Genomic DNA, 26,828 nt, shown 5'->3' on the forward strand with positions numbered 1-26,828 from the left:
GGTCCGCGGGGGTGCGGGGCGGGTGGGTCAGTGCCGCATCGCCCACCGGTAGGCCTGCCGGGTGACGTCGGGGAGCAGGCGCAGCCGGCCGGTGGGCAGCGGGTGGCCGTTGGCGGTGGCCCAGGCGCAGGCGGCGTCGAAGTCGGGGTCCTCGGTGGTCATGTCGGGGGTTCCCATGACGGCGTAGGCCGGTAGCAGGGCGTGGGTGAGGAGGGCCTGGGGCAGGTCCAGGCCGAAGTGCTGTTCGACGACGGCGAGGGTGCGGCGGTTGCGCGCGGTGTGGTGCTCGTCGTCGGGGCGCCGGTAGGTGGTCCCGTCGGGGTCCAGGATGTCGGCGGCGACGAGGGCGGGCAGGAGCAGGTCGGGCTCCTCGCCCCAGCGGGTGCTCTCTTCGCCGAGGCCGAATCCGCAGATGTGGTGGCCGTCGCGGGCGTAGCAGACGAGGGCGGGCGGATGTTCCCTGACCGGGGTGTAGTGGACGACCTCGACCCCGTCGCGGGAGATCTCCTCCAGGCGCTCGGACCCCGTGGAGTCGCCGTACTCGAAGGCGAACGCCCACCCGGCGTGCTCGCCGATCCGGACGATGCCGTCGCCCCTGTCCCCCGGCCGGTAGATCAGCATGTCCAGCTGGAGCACCTCGGCATGGGTGATCGGCTCGGTTCCCGTCCCGGGCTGGGCGCCCATGCGCAGCGCGAGTTCCTGCGCGTCGATGCCGCGGGCCATGGTCACGCCGGACAGGTAGCCCGTTTCGCCGCCCTCGGGCAGCCACCGGATTCCGTCGCCCACGACATCTCCCCTCCTCGTGCCGTACCGCAGCGCTCCTGCGGTGTGGGTGCCGACTCTAGGGGGCGGCTCCGACACGCGAGAGGATGGACGGTCGGGACGGGGGTGCCGGACGGGCTCGGCACGGTCCGCCCGGGGCAGGCCCGGTAGGCGGTGGCCACGGGGTGCCCGGGGTGCGGGCAGGGGCGGGATGTCGCAGTCGGTGGGGGTGGCGGCGGCCCAGATCGCGGGGCCGGGGGTGCGGGCGTGGCTGCGGGCGCCGGTGGTGGCGGCGTCGGCGTGGGTGCTGCGGGAGTGGGCCGGTCTGTGCGAGTCGTGGGGTGAGGACGGCCTGCGGCGGTACTACCGCGCCAAGTCGGGCCGCGGCCGTGCGGGAGGGCGATGCCTGGCCGGCGGGCGGGGGGCGGTGACGACGCGGGTCTGCTGTGCGGTCTCGACGACGGGCTGGGGGCGCTGGCGTTGGCGTTCGACGAGGAGAGGGGTTCGCTCGCCGTCGACGTCGAGACCCGGGTGGACGTCGAACTGGCGACGTTGGTGTGGGCGTTGGCGGTGCTGCGCGCGATGGCGGGGTTCATGGCGGGTGACGACGGCGGGCTGGTGACGCTCACCGCCGAGGGGAGCGGCGCGCAGGTGCTGATGGCGCTGTCGCCGCACGGGTCGTGCTTCCTCGGCCGGGAGCGCGACGCGGCGGCGTGGGCGCGGGCCGGGGACCGGGAGTTCGACGTGCGGTGCGCCGTCACCGACGGCCCGGGGCGCGCAGATGGGTGCGGGCGGGGCGGCGGGTGCGGTGAGCGGGCGGCTGCTGGCGGGGCGCTGAGCCCGCGGGCCGGCCCTGCACGGGACCTGCACGGGGCCTGCGCGGGGTGCCGGGGGGTGCCGGGGGGGGTGCCGGGGGGTGTCGGGGGGGGTGCCGGGGGGGGTGCCGGGGGGTGCCGGGGTGCGGCGAGGCTCCCCGGGGGTCGGGGGGAGGTCGCACGCCTCGTTCCGACTGCCGGGGAGCCTCGTTCGCTGCGATGCCGTCACCCCCGGGGAAGGGCGACGGATCGCCGTCAGGTGGTGTAGCCGCCGTCGACCGCGAGGGCGGTGCCGGTGATGTAGTTGCCGCCGGGGCCGGCGAGGAAGGCGACGGCGTTGGCGATGTCCTCGGCCTTGCCGTAGCTGCCCAGGGCGGTGAGGCCGCGCTGGAAGTCGGCGGTGTCGCCGTCGGCGGGGTTCATGTCGGTGTCGATCGGGCCCGGGTCGACGGTGGTGACGTTGATGCCCTGCGGGCCGAGCTCGCGGGCCAGGGAGTTGGTCAGGCCCACCAGGGCGGCCTTGGCGGTGGCCTGGAGGACGAAGTTGCCGCCCGGGACACGGCCGTTGAAGCAGGAGCCGACGCTGATGATGCGTCCGCCCCGGCCGAGGTTGGGGGCGGCGGCCTGGGCGGCCAGGATGATCGAGGTGACGTCGACGGCGAGGACGCGGTCGATGTCCTCGGGGGTGATCTCGCCGAGCGGGCCGTAGGCGAGGAAGCCGGCGTTGTTGACGAGGATGTCGATGCCGCCGAGCTCGCGCACGGTCTGCTCCACGGCCTGGGCCGCGGTGGCGGGCCGGGTCAGGTCGGCCTGGATGACCAGGGCCGTGCCGCCGTCCGCCTCGATCTGCTTGGCGACCTCGCGGGCCTGCTCCTCGGCGTTGACGTAGGTGACGGCCACCGACGCCCCCGCCTCGGCCAGGCGCTTGGCGATCGCCGCGCCGATGCCGCGGCTGCCGCCGGTCACCAGGGCCACCTTGCCGGTCAGGTCACTCACTGCACTACCTCCAAGAGACGGCTTGCTGTTCGTCATGACGGGATACTGAAACCTTTCCATTAATGTGAGGGTCAAGCCGGGGTCGGACCGGCCTGGCCGGCAGCGCCGGCGGGTGGTTCGAAGGGGCCCGCCCGCGGCGCCGACCGCCCGGCCCACCGCCCGGCCCACGGCCGGGTCCGGGGCCGGGGCCGGGTCCGGGGCCGGGTCCGGGGCCCGTGCGGGGTGGCGGTGCGGCGGCCGTGGCGGGCGTGGCGGCGGCGGTGATGCCGCGGTTCAGGGCCGTGCGCAGGCGTGCGGCGAGCAGGCGCAGCCGCGGGCCGGTACCTGCCGGCCCCGGGCGCCCGGGGGCGGGTTCCGGGTCGGGTTCGGGGGTCACCTGGTGGGGGCGGGGGCGGGCCCGGTCACAGGGACGAGGTGGTGCCGCCGAACTGGAGCGGGTTGGACAGGACGACGCCGTGGCTGGCGATGTCGATGACGATGTGGTCGCCGTCGGTGAGGTGGAAGCCGTCGTGGAAGCTGGACAGGTCGGCGCCGGTGAGGACGTAGTTGACCAGGCCGGGGCGGCGCAGGGCGGGGAAGGAGAAGGCGCGGTCGACGAGGTCCTCGACGCGGAACCACAGGGCGTCGGCGCCGCAGTCGAACTTGCCTTCCCAGGCGGGCTGTCCGTCGCGCTCGATGGTGACGCGGCCGGTGGCGGCGCGCGGCGGCTCGCCGAGGAAGAGGTGGGGCGAGAACGCGGTGTCGCAGAGCTTGCCGGAGGAGGTGTAGCCGGGGTCGATGCGGTGCAGGCCGATGTCGCACAGGTCGTTGCCGAAGGTGTAGCCGGCGTAGTGCGGGACGCCCTGGTCGTCGTTGACGTAGACGAGGGCCATTTCGGCTTCCTCGATGATGATGACGGGTTCGGCGGGGACGACCAGGGGCTGGCCGGGCAGGCGCAGCCAGGAGCCGAGGCCCTTGAAGAACCACTTGGGCACGGGGGGCTGGTCGTTGTAGCCGACGATGGCTTCGGACTTGGCCTTGTGGGTGCCGAGGAAGCCGCTGACGAGGGCCTGGCCGCCGGCGGTGGTGGGCAGCAGCGGGGGCAGGGGCTGGAGTTCGGGGTCGCCGGCGGTGACGGTGAGGGTTTCGGCGGCCTCGACGAGGGCGGTGACGGCCTCGGGGCCGGCGTCGGTGAGGAAGGCGGCGCGCAGGGCGCCGTCGGCGACGTGGTGGAGGGTCTGGGGCTCGCCGGGGGTGGGGATGCCGAGGCTGACGTAGCGCCGGCCGCGGTAGGTGTACTCGCTGACGATGACGGACATGGGGCGTGGACCTCCGCGGTTGGGTCGGGAATCGGGGGCGGGTGAAGGAGGGACTGCGGGGCTGCGGCTCAGGCGCGGCTGCGGCTCAGGCGGTGGCGTGGGCGGTGGCTGCGGCTCAGGCGCGGCTGCGGCTCAGGCGTGGGCGGGGGCGGGGGCGGGGGCGGTCTGGGTGGGGGTGGTCTGGGTGGGGGTGGTCTGGGTGGGGGTGTCGTGGTGGGGGACGGGGTTGCCGGTGAGGTCGGTGAGGACGTCGGCGAGGCGGTCGAGGGCGGCTTTGATCCAGGGCAGGTCGAGGGGGGCCGGGCTGGTGAGGGCGGTGGTCTGCTCGGCTTCGGTCGTGCCGTAGATCTGGCTGGTGGCGGTGCGGATGCGCAGGAGGTCGTCGCTGTCGCCGAAGGCGGTGCCGGGCAGCAGGCCGACGCCGTAGTGCTGGGCGAAGTGGGTGGCGAGCTGGGTGGCGCCGGTGATGCCGTGGGCGGCGTGCAGGTGGGCGCGCAGCGGTTCGAAGCTCGGGTAGAGGTAGCAGGTGGAGCGGACGGGTTCGACCTGGGCGCCGGCGGCGGTGAAGTGGCGGGCGGCCTGGCGCACGACGCTCTCGTGCAGGCGGCGGGCGGCGGCGACGTAGGCGAGGATCTCGGGCGGTTCGGTGAGGGCGTAGGCGGCGGCGTCCTGGACGGGGGCGGTGGTGGAGGACCAGAGCTGGCTGGCGACGGCGGTCAGCCGGGTGTGGAGTGCGCGTCCCAGGGCGCTGTCGGGCAGGTGGGCGATGCCGGTGCGCCAGCCGCCGACGGCGAGGTTCTTGGTGAGGCCGGTGGTGACGACGGTGCGTTCGGGGGCGAGGGCGGCCGGGGAGAGGGCAGGGCCGGCGGGGGTGTCGTAGACGAGGTCGCAGTAGATCTCGTCGGAGACGATGACCAGGTCCAGGTCGCGGGCCGCCTGGGCGAGGCGGCGCAGGGTGTCAGGGTGGGCGATGGTGCCGGTGGGGTTGTCGGGGAGGGTGACGACGACGCTGCGGGGGTTGCGTCCGGCGGCGCGGGCGGTGGTGACGGCCTCGCGCAGGGCGTCGGGGTCGGGGACGCCGCCCTGGCCGGGCAGGGTGGGGACGTTCAGGGGCCGGGCGCCGGCCATGCGGGCCTGGGTGGCGTAGCTGACCCAGCTGGGGACGGGGACGATGACGTCGCCGCCGATGGCGAGCATGAGGGCGAACAGCAGGGGCTTGCTGCCGGGGCCGCAGACCACGAGGTCCGGGTCGGTGGGCAGGTTGCGGCGCTCCCAGTAGCCGGCGGCGGCTTCGCGCAGGGCGGGGCTGCCGGCGACGGGGCCGTAGGTGTTGCGGTGGGCGGCGGCGGCGAGGCGTTCGCGCAGTTCGGGCAGGACGGGCAGGCCGATCTCTCCGCTGGCCAGGGAGAGGACCTGTTCGCCGGCGCGGCGGCGGCGGGCCATCTCGGCGTCGGCGGCCAGGGTCGCCGACATGGTCACCGGCACGGGTTCGGGCATGGTGGGCTCCAGGTGGTCGGGCTCGGGCGGCCGGGGCCGGTCGGCGCAAGTGCGGCAGGGGCGGCAGGACGGCAGGGGCGACAGGGCGACAGGGGCGACGGGGCGGCAGGGGCGACGGGGCGGCAGGGGCGGGGCAACGGGGGTGCGGCGCGCGGTGGTTCGGTGGCGGGGTGCTGCTGGGCTGGTGCGGGGTGGTGCTGGGTGGTGCGGGGTGGTGCTGGGCTGGTGCTGGGTCTGTCTCTTATACACATCTAGATGTGTATAAGAGACAGGTCCAGCAGGCCGGGGTTGTCGGTGGCGTCCTGGAAGGCGATGGTGCCGCCGAGCATGACGCCGGCCAGGACGCCCTGGCCGAAGCCGGAGTAGTGCACGAGCGGGCTGGTGACGGTGGCCACCAGGTCGTCGCCGAGCATGAAGGTGTCGACGTAGCCGCGCACCCCGGAGTGGACGGTGTTCTGGCTGTGCAGGACGCCCTTGGACTCGCCGGTGGTGCCGGAGGTGAACAGCACCACGAACGGGTCGTCGGGGCCCAGTTCGCGTCCGTCGAGCCGGCCCTCGTAGTGCTTCTCGTGGGGGACGGCGACGAAGTGGTCGTGGAAGTCGATGGCGTCCTGGAAGGCGTGGCCGCCGAGGACGACGACGTGTTCCAGCGGCAGTTCGTCCTTGAGGGCCAGGACGGTGGCGGCCAGCGGGTAGCCGTCCCATTCGGGGACGGTGATGCACACGGTGGCCTCGGTCAGGGCCAGGCGGTGGCGCAGTTCGTCCTCGCGGCAGACCGGGGCGATGGGGCAGATGACCGCGCCGACCCGCATGCAGGCGAACATCAGCGGCACGATCTCCCAGCGGTTGGGGAGCTGGGCTGCGACGAAGTCGCCCGGTCGGACGCCGAGTTCGAGCAGGGCGCCGGCGAACCGGTCGGTCAGACGGGCCAGTTCGGCGTAGTCGAGGGTGTCGGTACGCGAGTCGGCCAGGCGGCGGGCGGCGATGGCGAGCTTGTGCGGGCGCTTGGCGGCCTGGCGGCGCAGGTCGTCCAGGAACGTCTCGTCGCGCCACCAGCCGCGGCGGCGGTACTCGGCGGCGCGGTCCTCGGTGGTGGCCGAGGTCAGGCCGGTGTGCACGGCGGTGGTGGTGGCGGTCACCGGCGCTCCTTGCGGCGGGTGTCGAGCAGTTCGGGCAGCGGGTCGCCGGCCCGGGAGGCGGCGATCTGCAGCAGGTCGCGGGTGTTGCGGCGCACGGTGTCGGCGACCCAGTCGAACACCCAGGCCTTGCGGGCCTCGTGGCCGAGCTCGAAGGGGACGACGCGGGTGACGGCCAGGGCGGCCGAGCCGGCGCCGCCGATGTTGGAGATGACGCCGGGCACCAGGGTGGCGCCGCAGGCGCGCAGCTTCTCGCGGGCCTGCTCGGTGGAGGAGATGTTGCCGCCTTCGACGACCAGGCCCGCGCGCAGGCGGTGCGCGTTGTCGTCGTTGAGGGCGTGCTTCTGGGCGGCGAGGATCAGCAGGTCGGAGTCGACGTCGAGCCAGGCGTCGGGCTCGGTGGAGACGGTGACGTGCTGGGGCAGGCGGGAGCGGTCGATGCGGCCGAACTCGTCGGTGATGGCGATCAGGTCGGCGACCGGCAGGCGCTCGGCGCTGATGGTGCCGGCGATGTCGGCGACGCCGACGATGACGTGGCCGCGGGCCTGGAGGAACTCGGCGACGGCGCGGCCCACCGCGCCGAAGCCCTGGATGACCACGCGGGCCGGCTCGGTGCGGGCACCGGCCTCGAGGGCGGTGATCGCGGCGACGCCCACGCCGTGGCCGGTGGCGTCGATCAGCGGCTCGTAGTAGGTGCGCCAGTCGATGGGCATGTCGGGGGCGCCGAGGCGGTAGCGGGGGTCGTAGCCGGCCTCGTCGAAGAAGATCGCGCGGTCGCCGGGGGTGACGCCCATGTCGATGCCCAGGTGGATGCCGCCGTGCAGGAGGGGCTTGACGGTGCGGCCGAAGGTGCGGAAGGTGCGCTCGCGGTCGGTGCCGTCGGAGACGATGCCGGCCTTGGCGCCGCCGATGGGCAGGCCGGCGAGGGTGAACTTGTGGGTCATGTCGCGGGCGAGGCCGGCGACCTCCTCCTCGGTGACCCCGGGGGTCATGCGGGTGCCGCCCATGGCCAGGCCGTTGTACAGCGAGTCGACGACCACCCAGCCCTTGATGTCGCCGCCGCTGCCGTTGAGGTGGACGGTGAAGGCGGGGTCTTGCTTTTCCAGATCACTCATGTGCCGTTTCCTTGGATACGTCGTAGCCGAGGCGGGCCCGCCGCGCGCCCCTGTGGGGCGGCGCGCGGCGGCCGTCGATGGGGTGGTGCGGTGCTGTACGGGCCGGCCCGGGGCCGGGGGCAGGGGTGGAGCCGTGCGGGGCCGGTGCTGGTCTCCAGGGCCCCGGCCCCGGGCCCGGGGGCGGGCGGGGCGGGGTGGAGCCGTGCGGGGCCGGTGCTGGTCTCCCCCCAGGGGTCCAGGCCCGGGCCGGCCCGGGCCTGACAGGGCCGGGCCGTGCCGGGCCTGACAGGGCCGGGCCGTGCCGGGCCTGACAGGGCCGGGCCGTGCCGGGCCTTCGCAGGCCGTGCCGTGCCGGGCCTTCGCAGGCCGTGCCGGGCCGTGCCGGGTTTGGCGGGCCGTGCCGGGCCGGCCCGGGCCTGGCCAGGCCGGGCCAGGCCCGGCCGGGGGCCGTGCCAGGCCGTGCTGGGCCGTGCCGGGCCTTCGCAGGCCGTGCCGGGCTTGCCGGGCCTTGGCAGGCCGTGCCGGGCTTGGCGGGCCGTGCCGGGCCGGGCCGGGCCCGGCCGGGGGCCGTGCCGGGCCGTGCTGTGCCGGGTTTGGCGGGCCGTGCCGGGCCGTGCCGGGCTTGGCGGGCCGTGCGGGACCGGTGGTGCGGGTGGGCACCCGGGTCGGCACCCGGGTCGGTGCGGGTTACTGCTGGTAGAGCTGGGCGAAGCCGCGCAGGATCTCCATGCCGTCGCTGCGGAACTCCAGGTGGGCCTGGGAGCCGTGGATGCGGCCGTCGTCGGAGCGCAGGAACTCCACGGGCGCGTGCTCGGAGCGTCCGATGGAGCGGAAGCCCGCAGGGGCCTCCTGCAGGTAGAGGGTGTGGCGGTGGAAGACCGTCACGGTCGGCTTCACGTGGGTGAAGAGCGCCTCTTCCTTGTCGACCTGGACCTCGTAGCCGCCGACGCGCTGCGGCCCGTCGGCCGGGCGCCCGCCGTTGGCGACGGCGATGATCTGCATGCCGCCGCAGATCCCGAAGACGGGGACGTCGGCGTTCATGACCAGGTCGATGAGCGGCTTGTAGAACTCGGTGTCGTAGGCCCTGACCTTGGTGCCGCTGAGCACGATGGCCTGGTAGCGGCCGTCGAGCTTGGCGGGCACGGAATCGGCGCGCACGGCGTCGGTCTCCGAGCCCAGGTCCTCGAAGCGCTGGCGGAGCTGCTTGAGGGAGAGGGTGCCGTTGTTGACCACTAGCACTCGGGATTGCGCCACGGGCGTGCTCCTCAGGTTCGCGTGATGACGGTGCCGGTGCGGGCCTGGAGCAGGTCCGACACGCTGGCGCTGCCGATGACGACCCGCTCCACGCCCGCCTCCAGGGCCTCGCCCGCGGCGCGCAGCTTCTTGCGCATGCCGCCGGTGGCGCCCTTGTCGCGGAACGCGGCCGCGTCCGCGGCGCTGATCCGCTTGACCGGTTCGCCGTCGATGAGCAGGTGGGCGACGTCGGTGACCAGGACCAGGTCGGCGGCGCCGGCGGCGCCGGCGATCGCGGCGGCCGCCCGGTCGGCGTCGGTGTTGATCTCCTGGCCGGCCTCGTTGCGGGCGAGCGGGGTCACCAGGTAGGCGTGGCCGGCCTGGAGGTTCTTCAGCGGCGCCGGGTCGACGCCGGTGATCGGGCCGACCAGGTTGTCCAGCTCGACGAGTTGCTTGTCGCGCCACCACCAGCGCTCGCCCGCCCCGGCCTTGACCAGGCCCTCGCTGCCCAGCAGTCGCTCACCGGTGATGCCGCGGGCCGAAAGACGCGCGAACACCTCCTCGGCCATGGCCGCGCTGACGGTCTTGATGTCGGCGATGACCTCGGGCGTGGTCCAGCGGCTCTGGTTGCCGTAGCGGTCACGCAGGATCGCCGACGGCTCGGTGTAGCGGGGGTTGAGCTCGCGCAGCGGCTTGGACCAGCCGTGCACCAGGATCAGCGGGTGGGTGCGGCCGTAGGCGGCCAGGTCGTCCCACCAGGCGTCGGCGAGGCCGTCCAGGCAGCTGCCGCCGAGCTTGACGACGGTGGGCACCACCACCGCCCCGCCCCCGCCCCCGCCCGTGTCCGCGCCTGGGTCCGGGTTCGCGACCGGGTTCGCGTGCGTGTCCGGGTTCGCGGCCGTGTGCGTGTCCGGGTTCGCGTGCGTGTCCGGGTTCGCGGCCGTGTGCGTGTTTGGGTTCGGGTTCGGGTGCGTGTCCGGGTTCGGGTTCGTGTTCGGGCTCATGCGGGCATCACCGGCTGCATGGTCAGGCCGCTCTCCTCCGGCAGGCCGAAGCGGATGTTCGCGGCCTGCAGGGCCTGTCCCGCGGCGCCCTTGATCAGGTTGTCGAGGGCGGCGAGGACGACGATGCGCCCGCCCTCCTCGTCGTGCAGGGCCGTCACGTCGCAGAAGTTCGAGCCGAGGACGGCCTGCGGGTCCGGCACCGGGATCAGCGTCTCGTTGTGCCGGCGCACCCGCACGAACCGGTGCTCCTTGTAGAAGCGGGTGTAGGCCCGCTGCAGGTCCCGCTGGGTGACCGGCTCGTCCGTGAACACGTACGCGCTGGTCAGCAGGCCGCGCACGTGCGAGACGCCGTAGGCGGACATCGTCAGCGAGTCGATGCTGCCCTGCTTGCCGCGTTCCAGGAAGTCCGCGACCTCGGCGGCGTGACGGTGCCCGGTCGGCGCGTAGGGGGCGATCGCCCCGCTGCGGAACGGGTGCAGGTCCGCGGTGCGCAGTTGCAGGCCGCCGCCGCTGGAGCCGGACTTGCCGTCCACGACCACGGTCTTCAGGTGCAGGCCCAGACCCAGGGTGAGCGGGGCGAGGCTGACGGTCAGGGCGGTGGCGTAGCAGCCGGGGATGGAGATCAGCCGGGCGCCGGGCAGTTGGTCCTTGACGAGCTCGGGGACCCCGTAGACGAAGCGGTCGGCGAGGTCGGTGGTCCGCTGGACCTTGGGGTACCAGCGGTCGTGGAGCTCGGGGGTGCGGATGCGGTAGGCGCCGGAGAGGTCGACGATGGTGGCGACCTTGTCGGCGAGCAGTTCGGACAACTGCGCGGAGACCGGGGCCGGGGTGGCCAGGAAGAGGACGTCGACGTCGGCGACGGCCTCCTCGGTGACCGGCTGGACGGTCAGGCCAAGGTCCAGGCGCAGGTTGGCGTGGAGTTCGGCCGGGCGGCGGCCGATGTTGGAGGAACCCCCGAGGAAGGCCAGTTCCATCTCGGGGTGCTGGGTGATCAGCCTGATCAGATCGCCGCCGGCGAGCCCGGAGGCTCCGACGACACCTGCTCGGATCATGCGAGGATCTCCTGGACGTACGAGCCGATGGCGGTGGGGATGTCCGCCGCGGTGGTGGAGGCCACGCCCTTGAAGGCGGGGGCGTGGTTGACCTCGTTGACGACGAGGCCTTCGTCGGTGCGGAACAGGTCGACGCCGTAGATTCCGGCACCGAGTTCGGCGACGACAGCGTCGACGATCTTGACGAGGTCGGGGTCGTGGGCGAGCGCGCTGGACTGGTTGCCCAGGGCCGCGTTGCTGCGCCAGTCGGTGCCGGCGCTGGAGAACTCGGCCGCGGCGACGATCTCGCCTCCGACGACCAGGCAGCGCACTGAGCTGCCGGCGGCGAGGAACGGCTCGACCAGGCAGGCCTGTTCGAAGGCGTGGCCGAGGTCCTCGACGTAGTCGTAGACGGAGTGGGCGGTGTCGCTGTCGCGGATCAGGGTGACGCGCTTGCCCATCCCGCCGAAGATCGGCTTGAGGACGACGGGTGTGCCGATCTCCTCCAGTGCCTTGGCGAAGTCCTTACGGGACAGCACCAGGCGGTAGTCGGGCACCGGCACGCCGGCGCCGCGCAGCACGGTGCGCAGCAGCGCCTTGTTCTCGCAGGCGTTGATGGCACGGGCCGTGTTGAGGACCGGGATACCGGCGGCCTCGGCGAGGGTGGCGATCAGTCCGCCGCGGGTGTAGCTACGGCTGCGGACCAGCAGGGCGTCGTAGTGGTGGATGGCCGCGGCGTTCAGGCCGCCCAGGCACAGGGATTCGTCGTTGAGCCAGTCGACGCTCAGTCCCAGGGCGGGGCCGGCCTTGATCAGCTCGCGTTCCTCCCAGCTGATCCGGTCCGCGACGATGGCGACGTTGGCGGCCATGTTTACTGGCCCCAGTCGCGGAGCTGGACCTCGACCATCTGCAGGGTCAGCTGGCCGCCCTGCACGTCCTCCACGCGCAGGGTCAGCATGCACTCCGGGCAGGCCAGAGTCTCGCCCTGGACGACCGGCGGAACGGTCAGGTCGGTCTCGCACTCGGGGCAGACACCGGAAAGAGTGGCGGTGGACATCAGAGGACTCCAAGAAGGTGAGGCTGAAGAACGGACAACGGTGATACAGGCACACCGATCACGCCAGCGGACCGGTCACGCCGGCGACGCCGTGACGCCGTGACGCCGGTGACGCCAACGGACCGGTCACGCCGGCGACGCGGTGACGCCGTGACGCCGGTGACGCCGGTGACGCCGGTGATGCGGTGACGCCGGTGACGCCGGTGACGCCGTGACGCCGTGACGCGGTGACGCCGGTGACGCCGGTGGTGCGGTGGCGCCAGTGATGCGGTGGCGCCAGTGGTGCGGTGGCGCCGGTGATGCGGTGGCGCGGTGGCGCGGTGACGCGGTGACGCCGGTGGTGCCGGTGGTGCCGGTGGTGCGGTGGCGCGGTGGCGCGGTGACGCCGGTGGTGCCGGTGGTGCCGGTGGTGCGGTGGCGCCGGTGATGCGGTGGTGCCGATGGTGCGGTGGCGCCGGTGGTGCCGGTGGCGCGGTGGTGCGGTGGCGCGGTGGTGCGGTGGTGCCAGTGATGCGGTGGTGCCAGTGATGCGGTGGTGCCGGTGGTGCGGTGGCGCCGGTGACGCCGTGACGCGGTGACGCGGTGACGCCGGTGGCGCGGTGACGCCGGTGGTGCGGTGGTGCGGTGACGCCGGTGGTGCCGGTGACGCGGTGGCGCCGGTGGTGCCGGTGGTGCGGTGGTGCCGGTGGTGCGGTGGTGCGGCTTGTGTCGGGGCCGGGGTGGGTGTCCGGGTGCCCGAACGGCTGCAGGCGGGCCGCGGTTGGGCCGCCGGCCGTGCCGGTGCGCCCGATGCGGCGCGGCTTCGCGATGTAGCCGTGTGCGTGGTGGTGAAGGGTTGGCTCCGGTTCCCGTCCGGTCCGGCGCCTGGCCTCTCGGCCGGGGTCCGTGACCGGCCGTGGGGTGCCGGCGGGATCCGTCCCGCACGGCCCACGGCCCGCAGCACAGCCATCGAGGCACAGGGATCGAGGCGCAGGGATCGAGGCGCAGGGATCGAGGCGTGGGGATCGAGGTGTGGGGATCCGGGGGGGTTGTCGGGGGTGTCGGGGGGTGGAAGGCCTGCAACCCGGCTACGGTGCAGGCGGGTTGCCTCGGCCAGCCCCGCACATGGGGGCGCGTGCCGGTACGGGTTCCGGCCCGGACAGCGCTGCTACGTGGCAGCGGAGCAGGGGATCTGCCGTGGCCCGTCCCGTGCGGAGGTCACGCCCGGGGGTACTGCGGGTGGGACCGCTGTGGTGGGACTGCTGTGGTGGGACCGCTGTGGTGGGGCTGCCGTGGTGGGACCGCTGTGGTGGGGCTGCCGTGGTGGGCTGCCTCGGGTGGGGCGGTCTGGGGTGGGGCGGACTGGGTGGATCCGGGGGGTGGGTCAGGCGGCCTGGAACTCGATGGCGGCCTTGCGGATCGCGTCGCGGTCCAGCAGCGGCGCGCCGTTGCTTTCCTGACGGTTGACCAGCCAGGGGGTGAACGCCTCGACGTCGACGAACACGCCGGAGTCGGCCAGCGCCCACTTCACCAGCGCCGGGGTCAGACGGGTACGCACCAGCAGCTCACGGCTGTTGCCGACGAGCTCGGCGGGCAGCGTCTCGTACGCCTCGGGGTGGGTGAGCTGGCCGGGCAGCTCGTAGGCGAAGGAGTGCGGGGTGGTCGGGCCGGACTGGAACGCCTCGCCCAGGCCCGCGCCCTTGAGCGCGACCTTGGACAACTCGGTCAGGTGCGAGAGGTCGAAACGGGTGTCGCCGTGGATGACGCGCAGCGAGGTGAGCAGTTCCGCCAGCGGGGCGTTACCGCCGCGCTCGCCGATGCCGCCGACGGTGGCGGAGATCCACCGGGCGCCGGCGCGCACCGCGGCCAGGGAGTTGGCGACCGCCATGCCCAGCATGTTGTGGGAGTGGATCTCGATCTCGGAGCCGTCGATCGCGGTGAGGTCGGCGATCACCTCCTCCATCTGCCAGGGCGACAGGTAGGCGACGGTCTCGGCGAGACGGAAGCGGTCCGCGCCGGCCTCGAAGCCCGCCGCCACGTAGGGCACCAGGCGCTCGGCCGGGGTGCGGGCGCCGTCCTCGCCGCTGAAGGTGACATGGAAGCCGCGTTCCTTGGCCTGCGTGATCGCGGAACGGGCCAGCGTCTGCAGGAACTTGGCGCTCGGCGAGCCGAGCTTGAGACGGGCGTGCTGCTCCGAGGTCGGGATCGAGTACATGATGTGCCGGACGCCCAGGCGCTCGGCCTCGTCGAGGGCGCTCGCCACCTGCTGGCGGTCACGCACCACCACGAGAGTCATGCTGCGCTGCGGGCCGACGGCCTCGTGGGTGGCCAGGACCAGGTCGGCGTCCTTGGAGTTCGCCCCGGCGACCATCCCGACCTCGACCAGGTCGACGCCCGTCCTCACCAGCAAGTCCGCGATACGGGCCGCATCCCTGGGACCGAATTCCACACCTGCCATGTGAGCGGAATCCCGCAGCGTCGCGTCGGATATGTGCGGCAGTATCGGGAGTGTGTCCCCGTGCTCTGATGTTGCCATTGCCGTTCCCTCCTCCTGGATCCGGGCGGATACCCCCGGATCGGGCTCTGGACTGAATTCCCGCCCCTCTTAGACGGGCGAGGGGATCGAGCCAAAGCGCGGTGGTGCGGTGCGCTGATGACCATCCTGTCGGCCCCGGCCAGGGCCGGCAACGTTCCCCGTGTCGGGCTTTGTCAAGGACTGTCAGCGAACGTCACAAGCCGTTTCAGCCCTGCCAAAACACCCCCCGGGCCGGGAACCACCCAACCCACCCCCCCCACCCCGGGCCCACTCCCCACACCCCGGACCGACTCCCCACCCGGCCGACTCCCCGCCCGGGAACGACTCCCCGCCGCCCGCCGACGGCCGCATGCCATCCACCCGCGGCAGCCCGGCCCGGGCATGCCGTGGCGCCGATCTCCCCACCGCCACCACCCTCGAAACCGCCCCACCGACACCACAGCGCACGGCCCCGGAACCCACCCCCCTCACCCCACACGCACAAGACCCGCAGTGAGGGCCAAGGGCCCCACCCAGGCGGAACAGATCAGCACAACAGGCGCAACAGGCACGGGCCAAACAGGCCAAGCGAGCTGAACGCGGCCGGGCGGACGCCGTGGAGCTCCACACCGACCACGAGACAGTGACGAGACGTCAGTCCCGCCCCGGCGACAAGGAGGATCTCCAGGAAGACGGACGACCCACTCCACCAAGGTATCGAAGCCGACGTGGCCGTTCACTGCCTGCTCGACGTGCTCAACGGCCGAGGCGGGGAAGCCGCACGGGCCTCGGAGGAACCCGGCGGCCTCGGCCGGGCAACCCGGCCCGGGCCGGGGCCGGTCAGGATGCGGTGGCGGCGTTGCGCTCGACGATGGCGCTCGCGCGAGGGAAGGAATCGGTGCCGGTCTCGACCGGCGGCGTGAGCGGGCACGGACGAGCGACAGGGCCGACACCCCGCCCGGCCCACACCCCGCCCGGCCGGAGCGACGGCCCGGCCACCGTCAGGACCTGGCGAACCCGCCGCCCCGTGACAGACTCACCGATCGGCCGCCACCGCCACCGCCAGGCAGCCGGCCCGGCACCCCCGCTCAGTAGGGATGCCGGGCCGGAGACTGCACGCCCCACGCCGAGCACTGCCTGACCCGGACACAGGGCAAGAACTGCCCGGGCCGCAGGCGACCCGACCCGGACGCAGGTACGGGCCGGTGGGACGCCCACACGCCGGCCACACACGGGCCAGGGCGGCCCAGGTACGGGCCACGGGTGCGGGCCAGTGGGACGCCCACACACGACCCAGGTACGGACCGGTGGTGCGGTGGTGCGGTGGTGCGGTGGTGCGGAGCGGGAGCGGACACAATGGACGGCGGCCACCCGGCCCGGGCCGGGTGGCCGCCGGGGCCGCCGGGAGCGGGCGGGTTGCCCGGCGGGTTACGGCCGACACCCGGCACGGGACCGGACCCGGGACCCGGGGCGGGCGGGGCCGGGTCGCGGGCGGGGTCAGCCGCGGCCCAGACGGTAGCCGACGCCGTGGACCGTGATGATCCACTTGCCGCCGAGTTTGGCCCGCAGGTTGCTCACATGGGTGTCGATAGTGCGGGTGGACGCCGCCCACGTGGTGTCCCACACCCGGGCCATGAGCTCCTTGCGGGACAGCACGGTCTTCGGATCGGCCGCCAGGGTGTGCAGCAGGTCGAACTCCTTGGCCGTCAGCACCACCGGCCGCCCGTCCAACCGCACCTCACGCGTCGTGCCGTCGATGTGCAGCGGACTGAGCGAGATCGTGTGGGAGACCTGCGGGCGCGGATGGGCACGGCGCAGCACCGCTTCGATGCGTGCCAGCATCTCGCGGATCCCGCAGGAGGCGAGGACGCAGTCGTCCGCTCCGGCCTGCAGGGCCAGTACCCGGTCGAGCTCGGTGTCGCGGGTGGCGATGGAGATGATCGGCTTGTCCCCGGTGCGGCGGATCAGCCGGCACACCTCCAGGCCGTCGAGGTCAGGCAGGTCGAGGTCGAGCAGGACCATGTCGTAACTCTGGTGCGCGGCCAGCGCCTTGGCGCCGGTGTCGACGCTGCTCACCGTGTAGCCCTGGCGTTGCAGGTCCCGCACCCGTAGCTGCGCGGCCGCGGCGTCACCCGCCACGACCAGCACCGACACCACCCCCGAGCCCTGCGCCTGTGCCTGTGTCTGTGTCTGTCCCTGCGCGGGCGACGAAGCCGTGGGCGGCACGGCGGTGGGCCGCAGGGCCGCGGGCCGCACGGTGGTGGGCGCCACGCTGGCGGGCCGCACGGTGGTGGGTGTGAGGGTGCCTGTGGCCGCCGGGGCCGGGGAGGCCGTCACCGCCGAGGAGGTGAGAGCGGCCGGCGCCGCCCCGGCCACCGGGTGGCACGCACGCGCCCGGTGGGCCGAACGCGTCCCGGTTCTGGGCACCTGATACGTCATCTGAGTCATTGCTCCCCCGGGGATTGGTAAGCCAGTCGGGCGTGTGTGGGTATCGCCCTGGCGCCGCGCGCCATCCGCTCGGCGGCCACCGTCCGGAACGCCTCCGGGCCGGTGATGGACGTGTACGAGGTCATGGACCGAACCGACGGGACGACCGCCCGCCGCCGGCGCCCGGACGCGCCGGCGGTGCGACGCCGCAGCGCACCCCCGGCCCGGGCGGCCCGGACCGTGTGGGCGGCACGGGCAGCCCGCACCGCGCACGCGGCACCCGCGATGCCGACTTTGCAGAGGATGCGAACGATGCGGACGGCAGGGACGATGCGGGCGGTGGAGCCGGTAGGGGCGGTGCGCGTGGTACGGGCGACAAGCCCCCGGGACAGCGGCGGCGCGGCGTGGCGGACGTCTCCGGCGCACGCCTGATGGAGCGTCACCATGCCCTCCCCTGCCCAGGATCGACCGGCCCGCCCTGCCCCTGGCGGCCCATGATTCAAACATACACTCTAGTCCGTTTCATGGCCACAGACTAAAGATGGATCACGGTTCATCAATGTCCCACCGTACGGCCGGAGCTGGCGTGCCATCGCCCGATCGGGGCCCGCCCGGCCGGGATGCTGCCACCCGTCCATGAAATGCACTCAGATCCATGTTTGTATGAGAGGGTAATCGTGAACCAACATGCAAAGAAGTCGATGCAGTGGAGGCCCCGTGCGCCAGCCCTCGGACGAAGCAGCGCCCGTCGCGCCGCGACGCGAGCGCAAGAAGGAGCGCACCCGGGAGCACGTCTACGCGGCAGCGGTCGCCCTCTTCAGCCGCCAGGGCTACGCGGACACCTCCGTCGCCCAGATCGCCGCGCAGGCCGGCATCGGGCGCGGCACGTTCTTCAACTACTTCCCGCACAAGGAGTGCCTGATCAACATCTGGACGCAGGAACGCGTGCGCAAGCTCCACCGCCGCCTCGCGCCCCGGCTCCAGAACGCCCCCGACACGGCCGGGGCACTGCGCGCGTGCATGTCCACCCTCAGCGACCTCAACGAGGAGGAACCCGAGCTGAGCGCCGCCATGCTCACCGCCTGGATCCAGACCGGGCGCCTCCTGCAACCCGGCCCGCCCCTGGGCGCCATCCTCACCGACATCGTCGAACAAGGCCGCACCCGCGGCGAGATCCACACCACCGCGAGCACCGAACAGATCGCCGGCGCCCTACGCGACCTCTACATCGGCACCCTCCACCGCTGGAGCCACCCCACCGCCGACCGCGCCCGCGGCCGCCTGGACACCGAACTCCAACAAGCCCTCAACCTCCTCCTGAACGGCCTCACCCCCCACCACCCCCCCCCCCACCCCCACCCCCGCCCCGATACAGGCACCGCTCAAGGTGCCGGTACAGGTGCCGGTACAGGCGCCGACACCCGCACTCCCAGCAGCCGATAGACACCCGGGCATACGCGCGCAGGACACACCCGGACGCGCCCACCGGAAGCCAACGACGGACGCCGGCGCGGCGGCGAGCACCCGCCGCCGCCACGCACCGCCGACCCGCACCCCAGCCACGGACCACACACGAGCGGCCCCACCCACCACACGGCCAGGGCCACACCCACCACCCCACCCGGCGCCCCCGCGCCCGGCCCCGCGCACGGTCGGGCCCTCGCACGGACGGCGTGGCGTCGGTGGGCCCTCAGGCGGTCGGGCGGACGGTCGCCGGTGAGAGCGTCGCGCGGTCGGGCGGGCGGTCGGGCGGGGTGGCGGTGTGGGATGTGTCACCGTCGTGCTCCCGGGGCGGTCCGGCCCGTTTACGATCATGGGCGCGGGCACGGGGCCCGCCGTGCCTCGGCAGCGGCCCGTTGGGCGCCCGGCGATCGGAGCAAGGAGAAGCGCACGTGACCACCCCCACCGCCGTGCCCGACAGCTACTACCAGCGCACCGGCGAGGACCGCTTCAAGCCCACCCTCCACGCCCAGGGCGCCTGGCACCGCGACGAGCAGCACTTCAGCCCGCTGGGCGGTCTGATCGTCCACGCGATCGAGTGCCACCGGGCCCGCCACGGCAGCGACGCCGGCCTGGTCCTGGCCCGGATCAGCTTCGACATACTCGGCCTGATCGCCCTGGAGGAGTGCGAGATCGCGGTGGAAACCGTCCGGCCCGGACGCACCATCGAGCTGGTCGAGGCGACCGTGGTGATCGGCGACCGCGCCGTGGTCCGGGCCCGCGCGTGGTTCCTCGCCGAACTCGACACCGCCGCCGTCGCCGGCACCCATGAGAGCCGTATCCCGGCGCCCAAGGACTTGGAGCCCTGGACGATGAGCGCGATGTGGGGCGGCGGCTACATCGCCTCGATCGACGTCCGCCGCCGCGAGAGCGCCCCGGGCCGGGCCACCGCCTGGATCACCACCCCCCTCGAGCTGGTCGCCGGGGAACCCAGTACCGCGCACGCCTCCTTCGTCGCCCTGGTGGACACCGCCAACGGGATCGCCGCACGCCAACCACCCACCGAGTGGATGTTCCCCAATACCGACCTGACGATCCACTTCTTCCGCCGCCCCGAGGGCAGCTGGACCGGCCTGGACACCAGCGTCAGCTTCGGCCCCACCGGCCACGGCATCACGAGCACCGTCCTGCATGACCAGCACGGCCCCCTCGGCCGCGCCGAACAGATCCTCACCGTGCGCCCCCAGAGAACCACCTGACCCATCGGCCCCGCCCACCGGACGCCGGCCCCGGACCGCAACCACCGACCCCCGGGGACACCAGGAGCCCCTGACCTGACGATCCCACCAACTCCGACCCCGACACGGCCGGTGCAGTCGGGTGCGGCCGCACGCCCGCGCGAGCCGGTGCCCTCGGTACCGGGGCGGCCGATGCAGTTGATGCCGGTGTGGCAGCTCCGGTGTGGCTGGTCCGGTCGTTGTGGGGGTGGCCACGGTGGTAGCGTCCCCAGCACGTCGAATGCCGAACGCGGGGGTGGGGATGCGTCAGATTGTGGTGACCGGTGGCGGTACCGGGATCGGTCGAGCGGTCGCCGAGGCCTTTGCCGCCCAAGGCGACCAGGTGGTGATCACCGGACGCCGCAAGGACGTGCTGGAGCAGACCAGTGCACAGCTCGGCGTGAACGTGCGCGCCGTCGCCTTCGACGCGAGCGACCCCGTGCAGGTTCAGGCAGCGCTCGACGCCCTGCCCGCCCGCGTGAACGTGCTGGTCAACAATGCCGGCGGCAACACCGACATCGGGGCCGACGAGCCCACCGGGCTGGACGCCGTCGCCGCGGCCTGGCGCGCGAACCTCGACGCCAACGTGCTCTCCGCCGTCCTGGTTACCACCGCCCTGCGGCCGCGCCTGGCAGCGGGAGGAACCGTGGTGAGCATCAGTTCCATCGCGGCCCACCGCGGCGGCTCCGGCTCGTACGGCGCCGCCAAAGCCGCCGTCGAAGCCTGGAACCTGACCATCGCCCAGGAACTCGGCAAGGACCGCATCACCGCCAACGTCATCGCCCCCGGCTACATCGAGTCCACCGACTTCTTCCAAGGCGGCATGACCCCCCAGCGACGTGCCGCCCTCCTCGTCCAGACCGCCAACGGCCGCGCCGGCAACCCCGCGGACATCGCCGGCACGGCACTGTTCCTCGCCTCACCCGCCGCCGCCCACATCACCGGCCAGACCCTGCACGTCAACGGCGGCGCCCTGGCAGGGCGCTGACTGACCTGGAATTCGTGATGTCGGTGTCGGCTCGGAGCAGTCGTTCGTGTCCAGGCCGGCCCGGGTGAAGCAGCCGTCGATCAGGTGCGGGCAGTACTGGACGGCGAGCGGGGTGCCACAACGGTCCACGATCACATGGCGTTTGGAGCCGGGACGGGCGCGGTCGACGGGCGAGGGGCCGACAAGGTCCCCCCTTTGAGGGCCCGGACGTGCGAGCCGTCCACCGGCGCGCAGTCGTCCAGCGACCGAGAGGTCTCTAGGGTTCTGATGGACGGTCATGTCCGTGCCGCGCTAGGCTGGACGGGTACCGCACATCGAACGCATCCGCCCCCTGAACGCACCGCCGTTCAGGGGGCGGATGCGTTCGGCCCCGAAGACTCCGCGACAGCGCGACCGGCACGGCCGGCCGCGCTGTTCGCGCTGCCCGGAACAGGAGAGTGACCGTCATGCCGCGACGAACCTGGTGGCGCGAAGGCACCCCCAGTCGGATCGACCTCCGGACCACCGACCGGGAGGCCGCGATGGCCTTCTACGGCGGCCTGTTCGGCTGGGAGTTCAAGGATCGAGACCTCAACGAACTGGAGTTCAAGGACTCGGTGACTCCGGAAGCCCCGGGCCACACGATCGCCATGCACCACGGCGGAGTGGTCGCCGGGATCGTCGAGGCGGGCGGCGCGTCCCCGGCCTGGTGGACGTACCTCGCCGTGGACGACATCGAGGCCGCCGCCGCCAAGGTCGAGGCGGCGGGCGGTTCGCTGCTGATGCCACCCGGCGACGGCGTGGGGGCGGAGCGGACGGCCCTCGCGGTGGATCCGACCGGCGCGCTCGTCGGGCTCTGCGCGAGGGGGGAGGGCGCCGAGGGGATCGTGGTCAACGAGCCCGGGGCGTACACCTGGAGTGAGCTCATGACGGGTGACCGGGACACGGCCCTCGCCTTCCACCGGGAGGTGTTCGGGCTCACCGTACGGGTCGTCGACCTCGGGGGCTCGCCGTTCACCGGACTGGTGGCCGGCGAGGACATGGTCGGCGGAGTCATCCCCCTCCAGCGCGAGCGCGCGGTGGCCCGCTGGATCGTCTACTTCGCGGTGACCGACGTCGAGGAGACCGCCGCCCGTGCGGAGGCGCTCGGCGGATCCGTCGTGCACGGGCCGATCGACACCCCGGTCGGGCCGCTCGCGGCGCTCCGGGACCCGCAGGGTGCCGCGTTCAGCGTCTGGGCGGTGAACCTGCCGGCGCGGTAGGGCGGGAGTCCGTACGGGCCTCACCGTCGGCGGACGGGACCACGGTTCGACCCGGGCTCGGGACCGGCCTCCCGCCGATGCCGCGCGCCGCACGCGGTGTTTCGTGCGCGGACGAGTCCCGATCTGTCGCACTGGGTAGCGAGGCGTGACCGGAGGGTGGCGGATGGAGACGGTGCTCGTGCAGTTGCCGGAGCAGGGTGGAGCTCCGGCGGCGGGGCCGCCCGCTCTGCTACACACCGCCGACAACGCGAGTTCAACCTGAGGACGCCACGCCGACGCAGCCGACCCCCGCCACGACAGCCCGGCCGCGCCGCACCCGGCCCGCACCACGCCAGCCCGTCCACGCCAAGACACCCGACCCGCGCCGCGACAGCCCGCCCGGCCCGCGCCACGCCAGCCGGTCCGCGCCATGACAGCCCGGTCGGCGTCGGGGCAGCGGGGCCGAGCCTGCAAGGCGGCAGGCTGAGGCTGTTGCTGACGTGACGTCATGTGCCCTGCGGGAGGCGGTTGGTGTTGCGGGAGCGTGTCAACCTGCCCAGGTCATCCCACATCCCGAGACGGCGGGGTTCTCTTTGAAAACACTAGGGCCAAACTTGACTCGCAGTGTAAGTTTGCATCCTGCTCGTCCAACGGCAGTGCTGAAACGTCCTCACCGGTCGGATTCAATGAAGAGGTTGGGCCCATCCCATGGAACATTCGACACACGTCGCCCCCACCCCGCTGGCCGTCATCGGTCTCGGGTGCCGCTTCCCGGGCGCAAACGGGCCGGCCGAGTTCTGGAACAACCTGCTGGCCAACACGGACTCGGTCACCCCCGTGCCCCCCGAGCGCTTCGACATCACCCCCCACTGGGCACCCCACTCCGGCACCCCGGGCAAGACCGCCTCACGCCACGGCGGCTTCATCGACGACGTCTTCGCCTTCGACCACGCCTTCTTCGGGATATCCCCCGCCGAGGCCAAGACCGTCGACCCCCAGCAGCGCCTGCTCCTGCACACCGCCTGGGAAGCCCTCGAACACGCCGGCATCCGCCCCTCCACCCTCGCCGGCACCCACGCCGGCGTCTTCGTCGGCCAGGCCACCGCCGAATACTCCGAAGTCTCCGCCCACCCCACCGGCCCCCACATCCAGGACATGGCCGGCAGCAGACTACGCGCCGTCACCGCCGGACGCCTGTCCTTCGCCCTCGACCTGCTCGGCCCCAGCGTCGTCATCGACACCGCCTGCTCCTCCTCCCTCGTCGCCGTCCACGCCGCCCGCCAGTCCCTGCTCACCGGCGAATGCGACCTCGCCATCGCCGCCGGCGTCAACATCGTCCTCTCCAGCCACGACGCCATCGCCTACTCCCAGGGCGCCATGCTCTCCCCCGACGGCCGCTGCCGCTTCGGCGACGCCAACGCCAACGGCTTCGTCCGCAGCGACGGCGTCGGCGTCGTCATCCTCAAACGCCTCACCGACGCCCACACAGACGGCGACAACATCCTCGCCACCATCCTCGGCAGCGCCGTCACCAACGACGGCCGCGGCAGCGGCCTCCTCCTCCAACCCGCTGTCAGCGGCCAGATCACCATGCTCCACACCGCCGCCACAACCGCCGGCATCACCCCCGACCAGCTCGACTACATCGAAGCCCACGGCACCGGCACCGCCGTCGGCGACGCCGTCGAACTACGCGCCCTCGCCCACGCCACCGCCCGCCCCACCCACAACCCCCTCCCCACCGGCTCCGTCAAAACCAACATCGGCCACGCCGAATCCGCCGCCGGCATCGCCGGACTCATCAAAGCCATCCTCATCGCCCAACACCACACCATCCCCGCCTCCCTCCACTGCACCCAACCCAACCCCGTCATCACCGACGAACACCTCAACATCACCATCGTCACCCGCAACACCCCCCTCACCCCCAGCCCCCACACCCCCGCCCGCATCGGCATCAGCTCCTTCGGCATCTCCGGCACCAACGCCCACATCATCATCGGCACCCACCACCCCGCCCCCACCAACCCCACACACACAACCAACCCCCACACCAACGCCCTCGCGGCGACCACCCACACGACCCACGGCAAGAGCGCCGACGCGGCACAGACGGCTGACGCGGCACACCCCACCCTCACCGACACCCGCGAGGAAGCAGCCGCCACCCACGCCAACCCCGCAGAAGCAACCGGCCCCGGCACCAGCGCCCTCGCGGCGACCACCCACGCGGCCGAGGGGGAGACGGCCGACGCGGGACACACCACCACCAGCACGCCTGCCATGACGAACACCCCAGCCACCACGCGCACACCCGCCGGCCTCAACCCCCAGGACACGCCGACCGGTTCAAGCCTCGGGAACACCACCACCGCAACCACCGCCGTCCCGAAGAACGCGAACGCGGGAGCGGGAGCGGGCGCTCAGGATCCGGGCGACGGCGAACAGCTACTGGTACTCAGCGCCCGCTCCGAGCGCTCACTGACCCTGCTGGCCTCGGCCTGGGCCGACTACCTCGAAGGCGACGGCCACCGCCACCGCCTGCGCGACCTGTGCGCCGCCGCCGCACTACGCCGCGACACCCACCCCCACCGGCTCTGGGCCCGCGGCGCCACCCACACCGACCTCGCCCACCGCCTACGCGACATCGCCGCCGGCAAACCCACCACCGGCGCCGCCACCGCCCACGCCGGCTACACCCCCCGCCGCACCGCCTTCATCTTCCCCGGCCAAGGCTCCCAATGGCTCGGCATGGGACGCGACCTCCTGGCCACCAACCCCACCTTCCGCAACACCATCACCGCCTGCGACCACGCCATCCACAACGAACTCGGCTGGTCCCTGACCACCCTGCTCACCGAAGCCACCACCCTGCCCACCGACATCGACAAGGTCCAACCCGCCCTCTTCGCCATCGGCACCGCCCTCGCCACCACCCTGCGCGGCATGGGCCTGGACCCCGATGTCTGCCTCGGCCACAGCATGGGAGAAGTCGCCGCCGCCCACACCGCCGGCGCCCTCACCCTCAACGACGCCACCGCCATCATCTGCCGCCGCAGCCACCTCATGCGCCGCCTCGCCGGCCGCGGCGCCATGCTCGCCGTCGAACTCAGCGCCGACGCCGCCCGCACCCTCCTCACCTCACACCCCGACTACGCCCCCGCCTGCATCGCCGCCGACAACTCCCCCACCTCCACCATCCTCGCCGGACCACCCCACACCCTCACCACCATCACCCACCACCTCGAACAACACGGCATCCTCTGCCGCACCGTCCGCGTCGAAGTCGCCTCCCACTCCCCCGACATGGACCTCATCGCCCACGACCTCACCACCGCCCTCACCCACATCACCCCCCAGCGCACTCACACCCCCCTCATCTCCAGCCTCCACGCCCAACCCCTCACCGGCACCGAACTCACCCCCCAGTACTGGCAAAACAACCTCCGCCAACCCGTCCGCTTCACCGAAGCCATCCGCCACCTCTGCCAACAGAACACCATCTTCCTCGAAATCAGCCCCCACCCCGTCCTCACCACCGCCATCGACGAAACCCTCCGCACCACCACCACCGAAGGCACCACCCTGCCCACCCTCCAACGCCACCACCACGCCCCCACCACCCTCCTCGAAACCCTCGGCCACGCCCACACCCACGGCGCCACCATCAACTGGAACCGCCACTACAACACCACCACCCCACCCCACATCCCAGACCTCCCCACCTACACCTGGGACACCAAACCCTTCCGCCACCCCACCCACACCAGCACCGGCACCCTCGGCACGAGCCACGCCGGCACCGGCACCGGCACCCCGAGCAGCACCTACCTCGCCACCAGCCACGACAACAGCCCGAACCCCACCACCGGCCCCGGCAGCGGCTTCGGGAGCAACACCGGGAGCCACACAGGGAACCACACCCTCACCCCGCCCGCCCCCCACACCCTGGAAGCCCCCCTCGCCCACTGGGGCATCACCCCCGACCACACCCCCATCACCATCCGCGGCCTACGCCCCCTCCCCCCCACCACCTACCTCGCCGCCATCCTCCACACCGCCCACACCACCCTCGGCCACCCCCACACCCTCACCAACACCCACCTCACCAACACCCTTCTCACCCACCACGACATCCCCCACACCCACCTCCGCATCACCATCGACCCACCCCCCCCCCCCCCCCCCCCCCCCCCCCCCCCCCCCCCCCCCCCCCCCCACCGCCACACCCTCCTCCACCACACCCTCGCCAAACGCCTCGACTACCACACCCCCCAAGACTTCCACCACCTCACCGACACCCACGGCATCACCATCAACCCCAACCACCAAGCGCTCCAACACCTCTGGCGCCGCAACAACCTCGCCATCGCCCGCCTCCACCCCACCCCCACCACAGCCAGTACCGACACCACCCCCACCACCGGCGCCATGCCCGTCACCAGCGCAACCGACGGCCTCACCTGGGAAGCCGGCCTCCTCACCCTCCTCGCCGCCTACCGACCCCACACCACCTACACCCCCACCCGCTTCGGCACCATCCACATCCACCAACCACCCACCAGCGACTACTGGGCACTCGCCCGCATCCGCCCCACCAAACGCACCCACCCCACCCACGCCGACGTCCTCTTCCTCGACACCACCGGCCACACCCTCGCCGAATTCCTCAACATCACCCTCCAACCCCTCCCCCACCCCGCCTCCCACGCCAAAACCCGCACCACCCTCACCACCCTCACCCAACGCCTCACCCCCACCTGCACCTGTCTCTTATACACATCTAGATGTGTATAAGAGACAGGCCCAAACCCTCCTCCACCACATCGCCCACCTCCTCGAAATCCCCCAAGACCACATCGACCACCGCCGCCCCCTCCGCGACCTCGGACTCGACTCCCTCACCGCCACCCGACTACGCAACGAACTCCACACCACCCACGGCCTCGACCTCACCGCCGGACGCCTCCTCGGCCCCGAACCCCTCCACCACCTCCTCACCACCCTCACCCCTCAACCCACCCCCTAACCCCACCCC

At 72.9% G+C, this 26,828-nt stretch carries 19 protein-coding genes and 1 pseudogene; 6 read left to right on the plus strand and 14 right to left on the minus strand.

Annotated elements, in window-relative coordinates:
* Positions 1-27: 27 nt before the first annotated feature.
* From MCM47_RS31610 to MCM47_RS31675, 13 genes are all read right to left on the minus strand, one after another.
* Complete coding sequence (locus MCM47_RS31610; protein WP_238865426.1) at positions 28-786, minus strand: DUF6461 domain-containing protein; 759 nt, start codon at positions 784-786, stop codon at positions 28-30.
* 1,046 nt (positions 787-1,832) lie between these two features.
* Entirely contained in the window at positions 1,833-2,573 is a 741-nt protein-coding gene (locus MCM47_RS31615; protein WP_238865428.1) for an SDR family NAD(P)-dependent oxidoreductase, read from the minus strand.
* A 401-nt stretch (positions 2,574-2,974) separates the two neighbouring features.
* Positions 2,975-3,871: a fumarylacetoacetate (FAA) hydrolase gene (locus MCM47_RS31620; protein ID WP_238865430.1), complete on the minus strand. Its 897-nt coding sequence runs from the start codon at positions 3,869-3,871 to the stop codon at positions 2,975-2,977.
* A gap of 132 nt (positions 3,872-4,003) precedes the next feature.
* A complete protein-coding gene (locus MCM47_RS31625; RefSeq protein ID WP_238865432.1) occupies positions 4,004-5,368 on the minus strand; it encodes a pyridoxal phosphate-dependent aminotransferase in 1,365 nt (454 codons plus the stop codon).
* A gap of 251 nt (positions 5,369-5,619) precedes the next feature.
* A complete protein-coding gene (locus MCM47_RS31630) occupies positions 5,620-6,507 on the minus strand; it encodes an AMP-binding protein (RefSeq protein WP_238865434.1) in 888 nt (295 codons plus the stop codon).
* On the minus strand, positions 6,504-7,619 hold the full coding sequence (locus tag MCM47_RS31635) for a Glu/Leu/Phe/Val dehydrogenase dimerization domain-containing protein (RefSeq protein WP_238865436.1): 1,116 nt from the start codon (positions 7,617-7,619) through the stop codon (positions 6,504-6,506). Before MCM47_RS31635 ends, MCM47_RS31630 begins: the two co-directional genes overlap by 4 nt.
* A 687-nt stretch (positions 7,620-8,306) precedes the next feature.
* Positions 8,307-8,873, minus strand: a complete 567-nt coding sequence (locus MCM47_RS31645; protein WP_238865438.1) for a gamma-glutamyl-gamma-aminobutyrate hydrolase family protein — start codon at positions 8,871-8,873, stop codon at positions 8,307-8,309.
* A gap of 11 nt (positions 8,874-8,884) precedes the next feature.
* The gene (locus tag MCM47_RS31650; protein ID WP_238865440.1) at positions 8,885-9,664 is read right to left on the minus strand and encodes an acetylglutamate kinase; all 780 of its coding nucleotides are present in this window, start codon (positions 9,662-9,664) and stop codon (positions 8,885-8,887) included.
* Between the two features lie 188 nt (positions 9,665-9,852).
* Complete coding sequence (gene argC / locus MCM47_RS31655) at positions 9,853-10,908, minus strand: N-acetyl-gamma-glutamyl-phosphate reductase (protein ID WP_238865442.1); 1,056 nt, start codon at positions 10,906-10,908, stop codon at positions 9,853-9,855.
* Entirely contained in the window at positions 10,905-11,756 is an 852-nt protein-coding gene (locus MCM47_RS31660) for a RimK family alpha-L-glutamate ligase (protein WP_238865444.1), read from the minus strand. The genes argC and MCM47_RS31660 overlap by 4 nt, the downstream gene beginning before the upstream one ends.
* Before the next feature lie 2 nt (positions 11,757-11,758).
* On the minus strand, positions 11,759-11,944 hold the full coding sequence (locus MCM47_RS31665) for a lysine biosynthesis protein LysW (protein ID WP_238865446.1): 186 nt from the start codon (positions 11,942-11,944) through the stop codon (positions 11,759-11,761).
* Positions 11,945-13,307: 1,363 nt separating this feature from the next.
* A complete protein-coding gene (locus tag MCM47_RS31670; protein WP_238865448.1) occupies positions 13,308-14,459 on the minus strand; it encodes a LeuA family protein in 1,152 nt (383 codons plus the stop codon).
* Positions 14,460-15,935: 1,476 nt separating this feature from the next.
* Positions 15,936-16,724, minus strand: coding sequence for a response regulator transcription factor (locus MCM47_RS31675; protein WP_308222529.1), 789 nt, complete (start codon positions 16,722-16,724; stop codon positions 15,936-15,938).
* A gap of 858 nt (positions 16,725-17,582) precedes the next feature.
* Here MCM47_RS31675 and MCM47_RS31680 point away from each other — a divergent pair.
* From MCM47_RS31680 to MCM47_RS31690, 3 genes are all read left to right on the plus strand, one after another.
* Positions 17,583-18,308 (plus strand): TetR/AcrR family transcriptional regulator, encoded by a 726-nt coding sequence (locus MCM47_RS31680; protein ID WP_238865450.1) that lies wholly within the window; start codon positions 17,583-17,585, stop codon positions 18,306-18,308.
* A gap of 449 nt (positions 18,309-18,757) precedes the next feature.
* Positions 18,758-19,564: a thioesterase family protein gene (locus MCM47_RS31685; RefSeq protein WP_238865452.1), complete on the plus strand. Its 807-nt coding sequence runs from the start codon at positions 18,758-18,760 to the stop codon at positions 19,562-19,564.
* Between the two features lie 280 nt (positions 19,565-19,844).
* Positions 19,845-20,570 carry an SDR family NAD(P)-dependent oxidoreductase gene (locus MCM47_RS31690; RefSeq protein ID WP_238865454.1) on the plus strand — a complete coding sequence of 242 codons (726 nt, stop codon included), beginning with the start codon at positions 19,845-19,847 and terminating at the stop codon, positions 20,568-20,570.
* Positions 20,571-20,669: 99 nt separating this feature from the next.
* Here the strand turns inward: MCM47_RS31690 and MCM47_RS31695 are convergent.
* Positions 20,670-20,812: pseudogene (locus tag MCM47_RS31695) on the minus strand (IS5/IS1182 family transposase); the annotation flags it as partial.
* Positions 20,813-21,016: 204 nt separating this feature from the next.
* Here MCM47_RS31695 and MCM47_RS31700 point away from each other — a divergent pair.
* From MCM47_RS31700 to MCM47_RS31725, 3 genes are all read left to right on the plus strand, one after another.
* Positions 21,017-21,811, plus strand: a complete 795-nt coding sequence (locus MCM47_RS31700; protein ID WP_238865455.1) for a VOC family protein — start codon at positions 21,017-21,019, stop codon at positions 21,809-21,811.
* A gap of 687 nt (positions 21,812-22,498) precedes the next feature.
* The gene (locus tag MCM47_RS31705) at positions 22,499-26,587 is read left to right on the plus strand and encodes a type I polyketide synthase (RefSeq protein WP_255753081.1); all 4,089 of its coding nucleotides are present in this window, start codon (positions 22,499-22,501) and stop codon (positions 26,585-26,587) included.
* Positions 26,580-26,819: an acyl carrier protein gene (locus MCM47_RS31725; RefSeq protein WP_308222530.1), complete on the plus strand. Its 240-nt coding sequence runs from the start codon at positions 26,580-26,582 to the stop codon at positions 26,817-26,819. Before MCM47_RS31705 ends, MCM47_RS31725 begins: the two co-directional genes overlap by 8 nt.
* The last annotated feature ends 9 nt before the right edge of the window (positions 26,820-26,828 follow it).

The organism is Kitasatospora sp. A2-31 (genome assembly GCF_022288725.1).
Lineage (GTDB): Bacteria > Actinomycetota > Actinomycetes > Streptomycetales > Streptomycetaceae > Kitasatospora.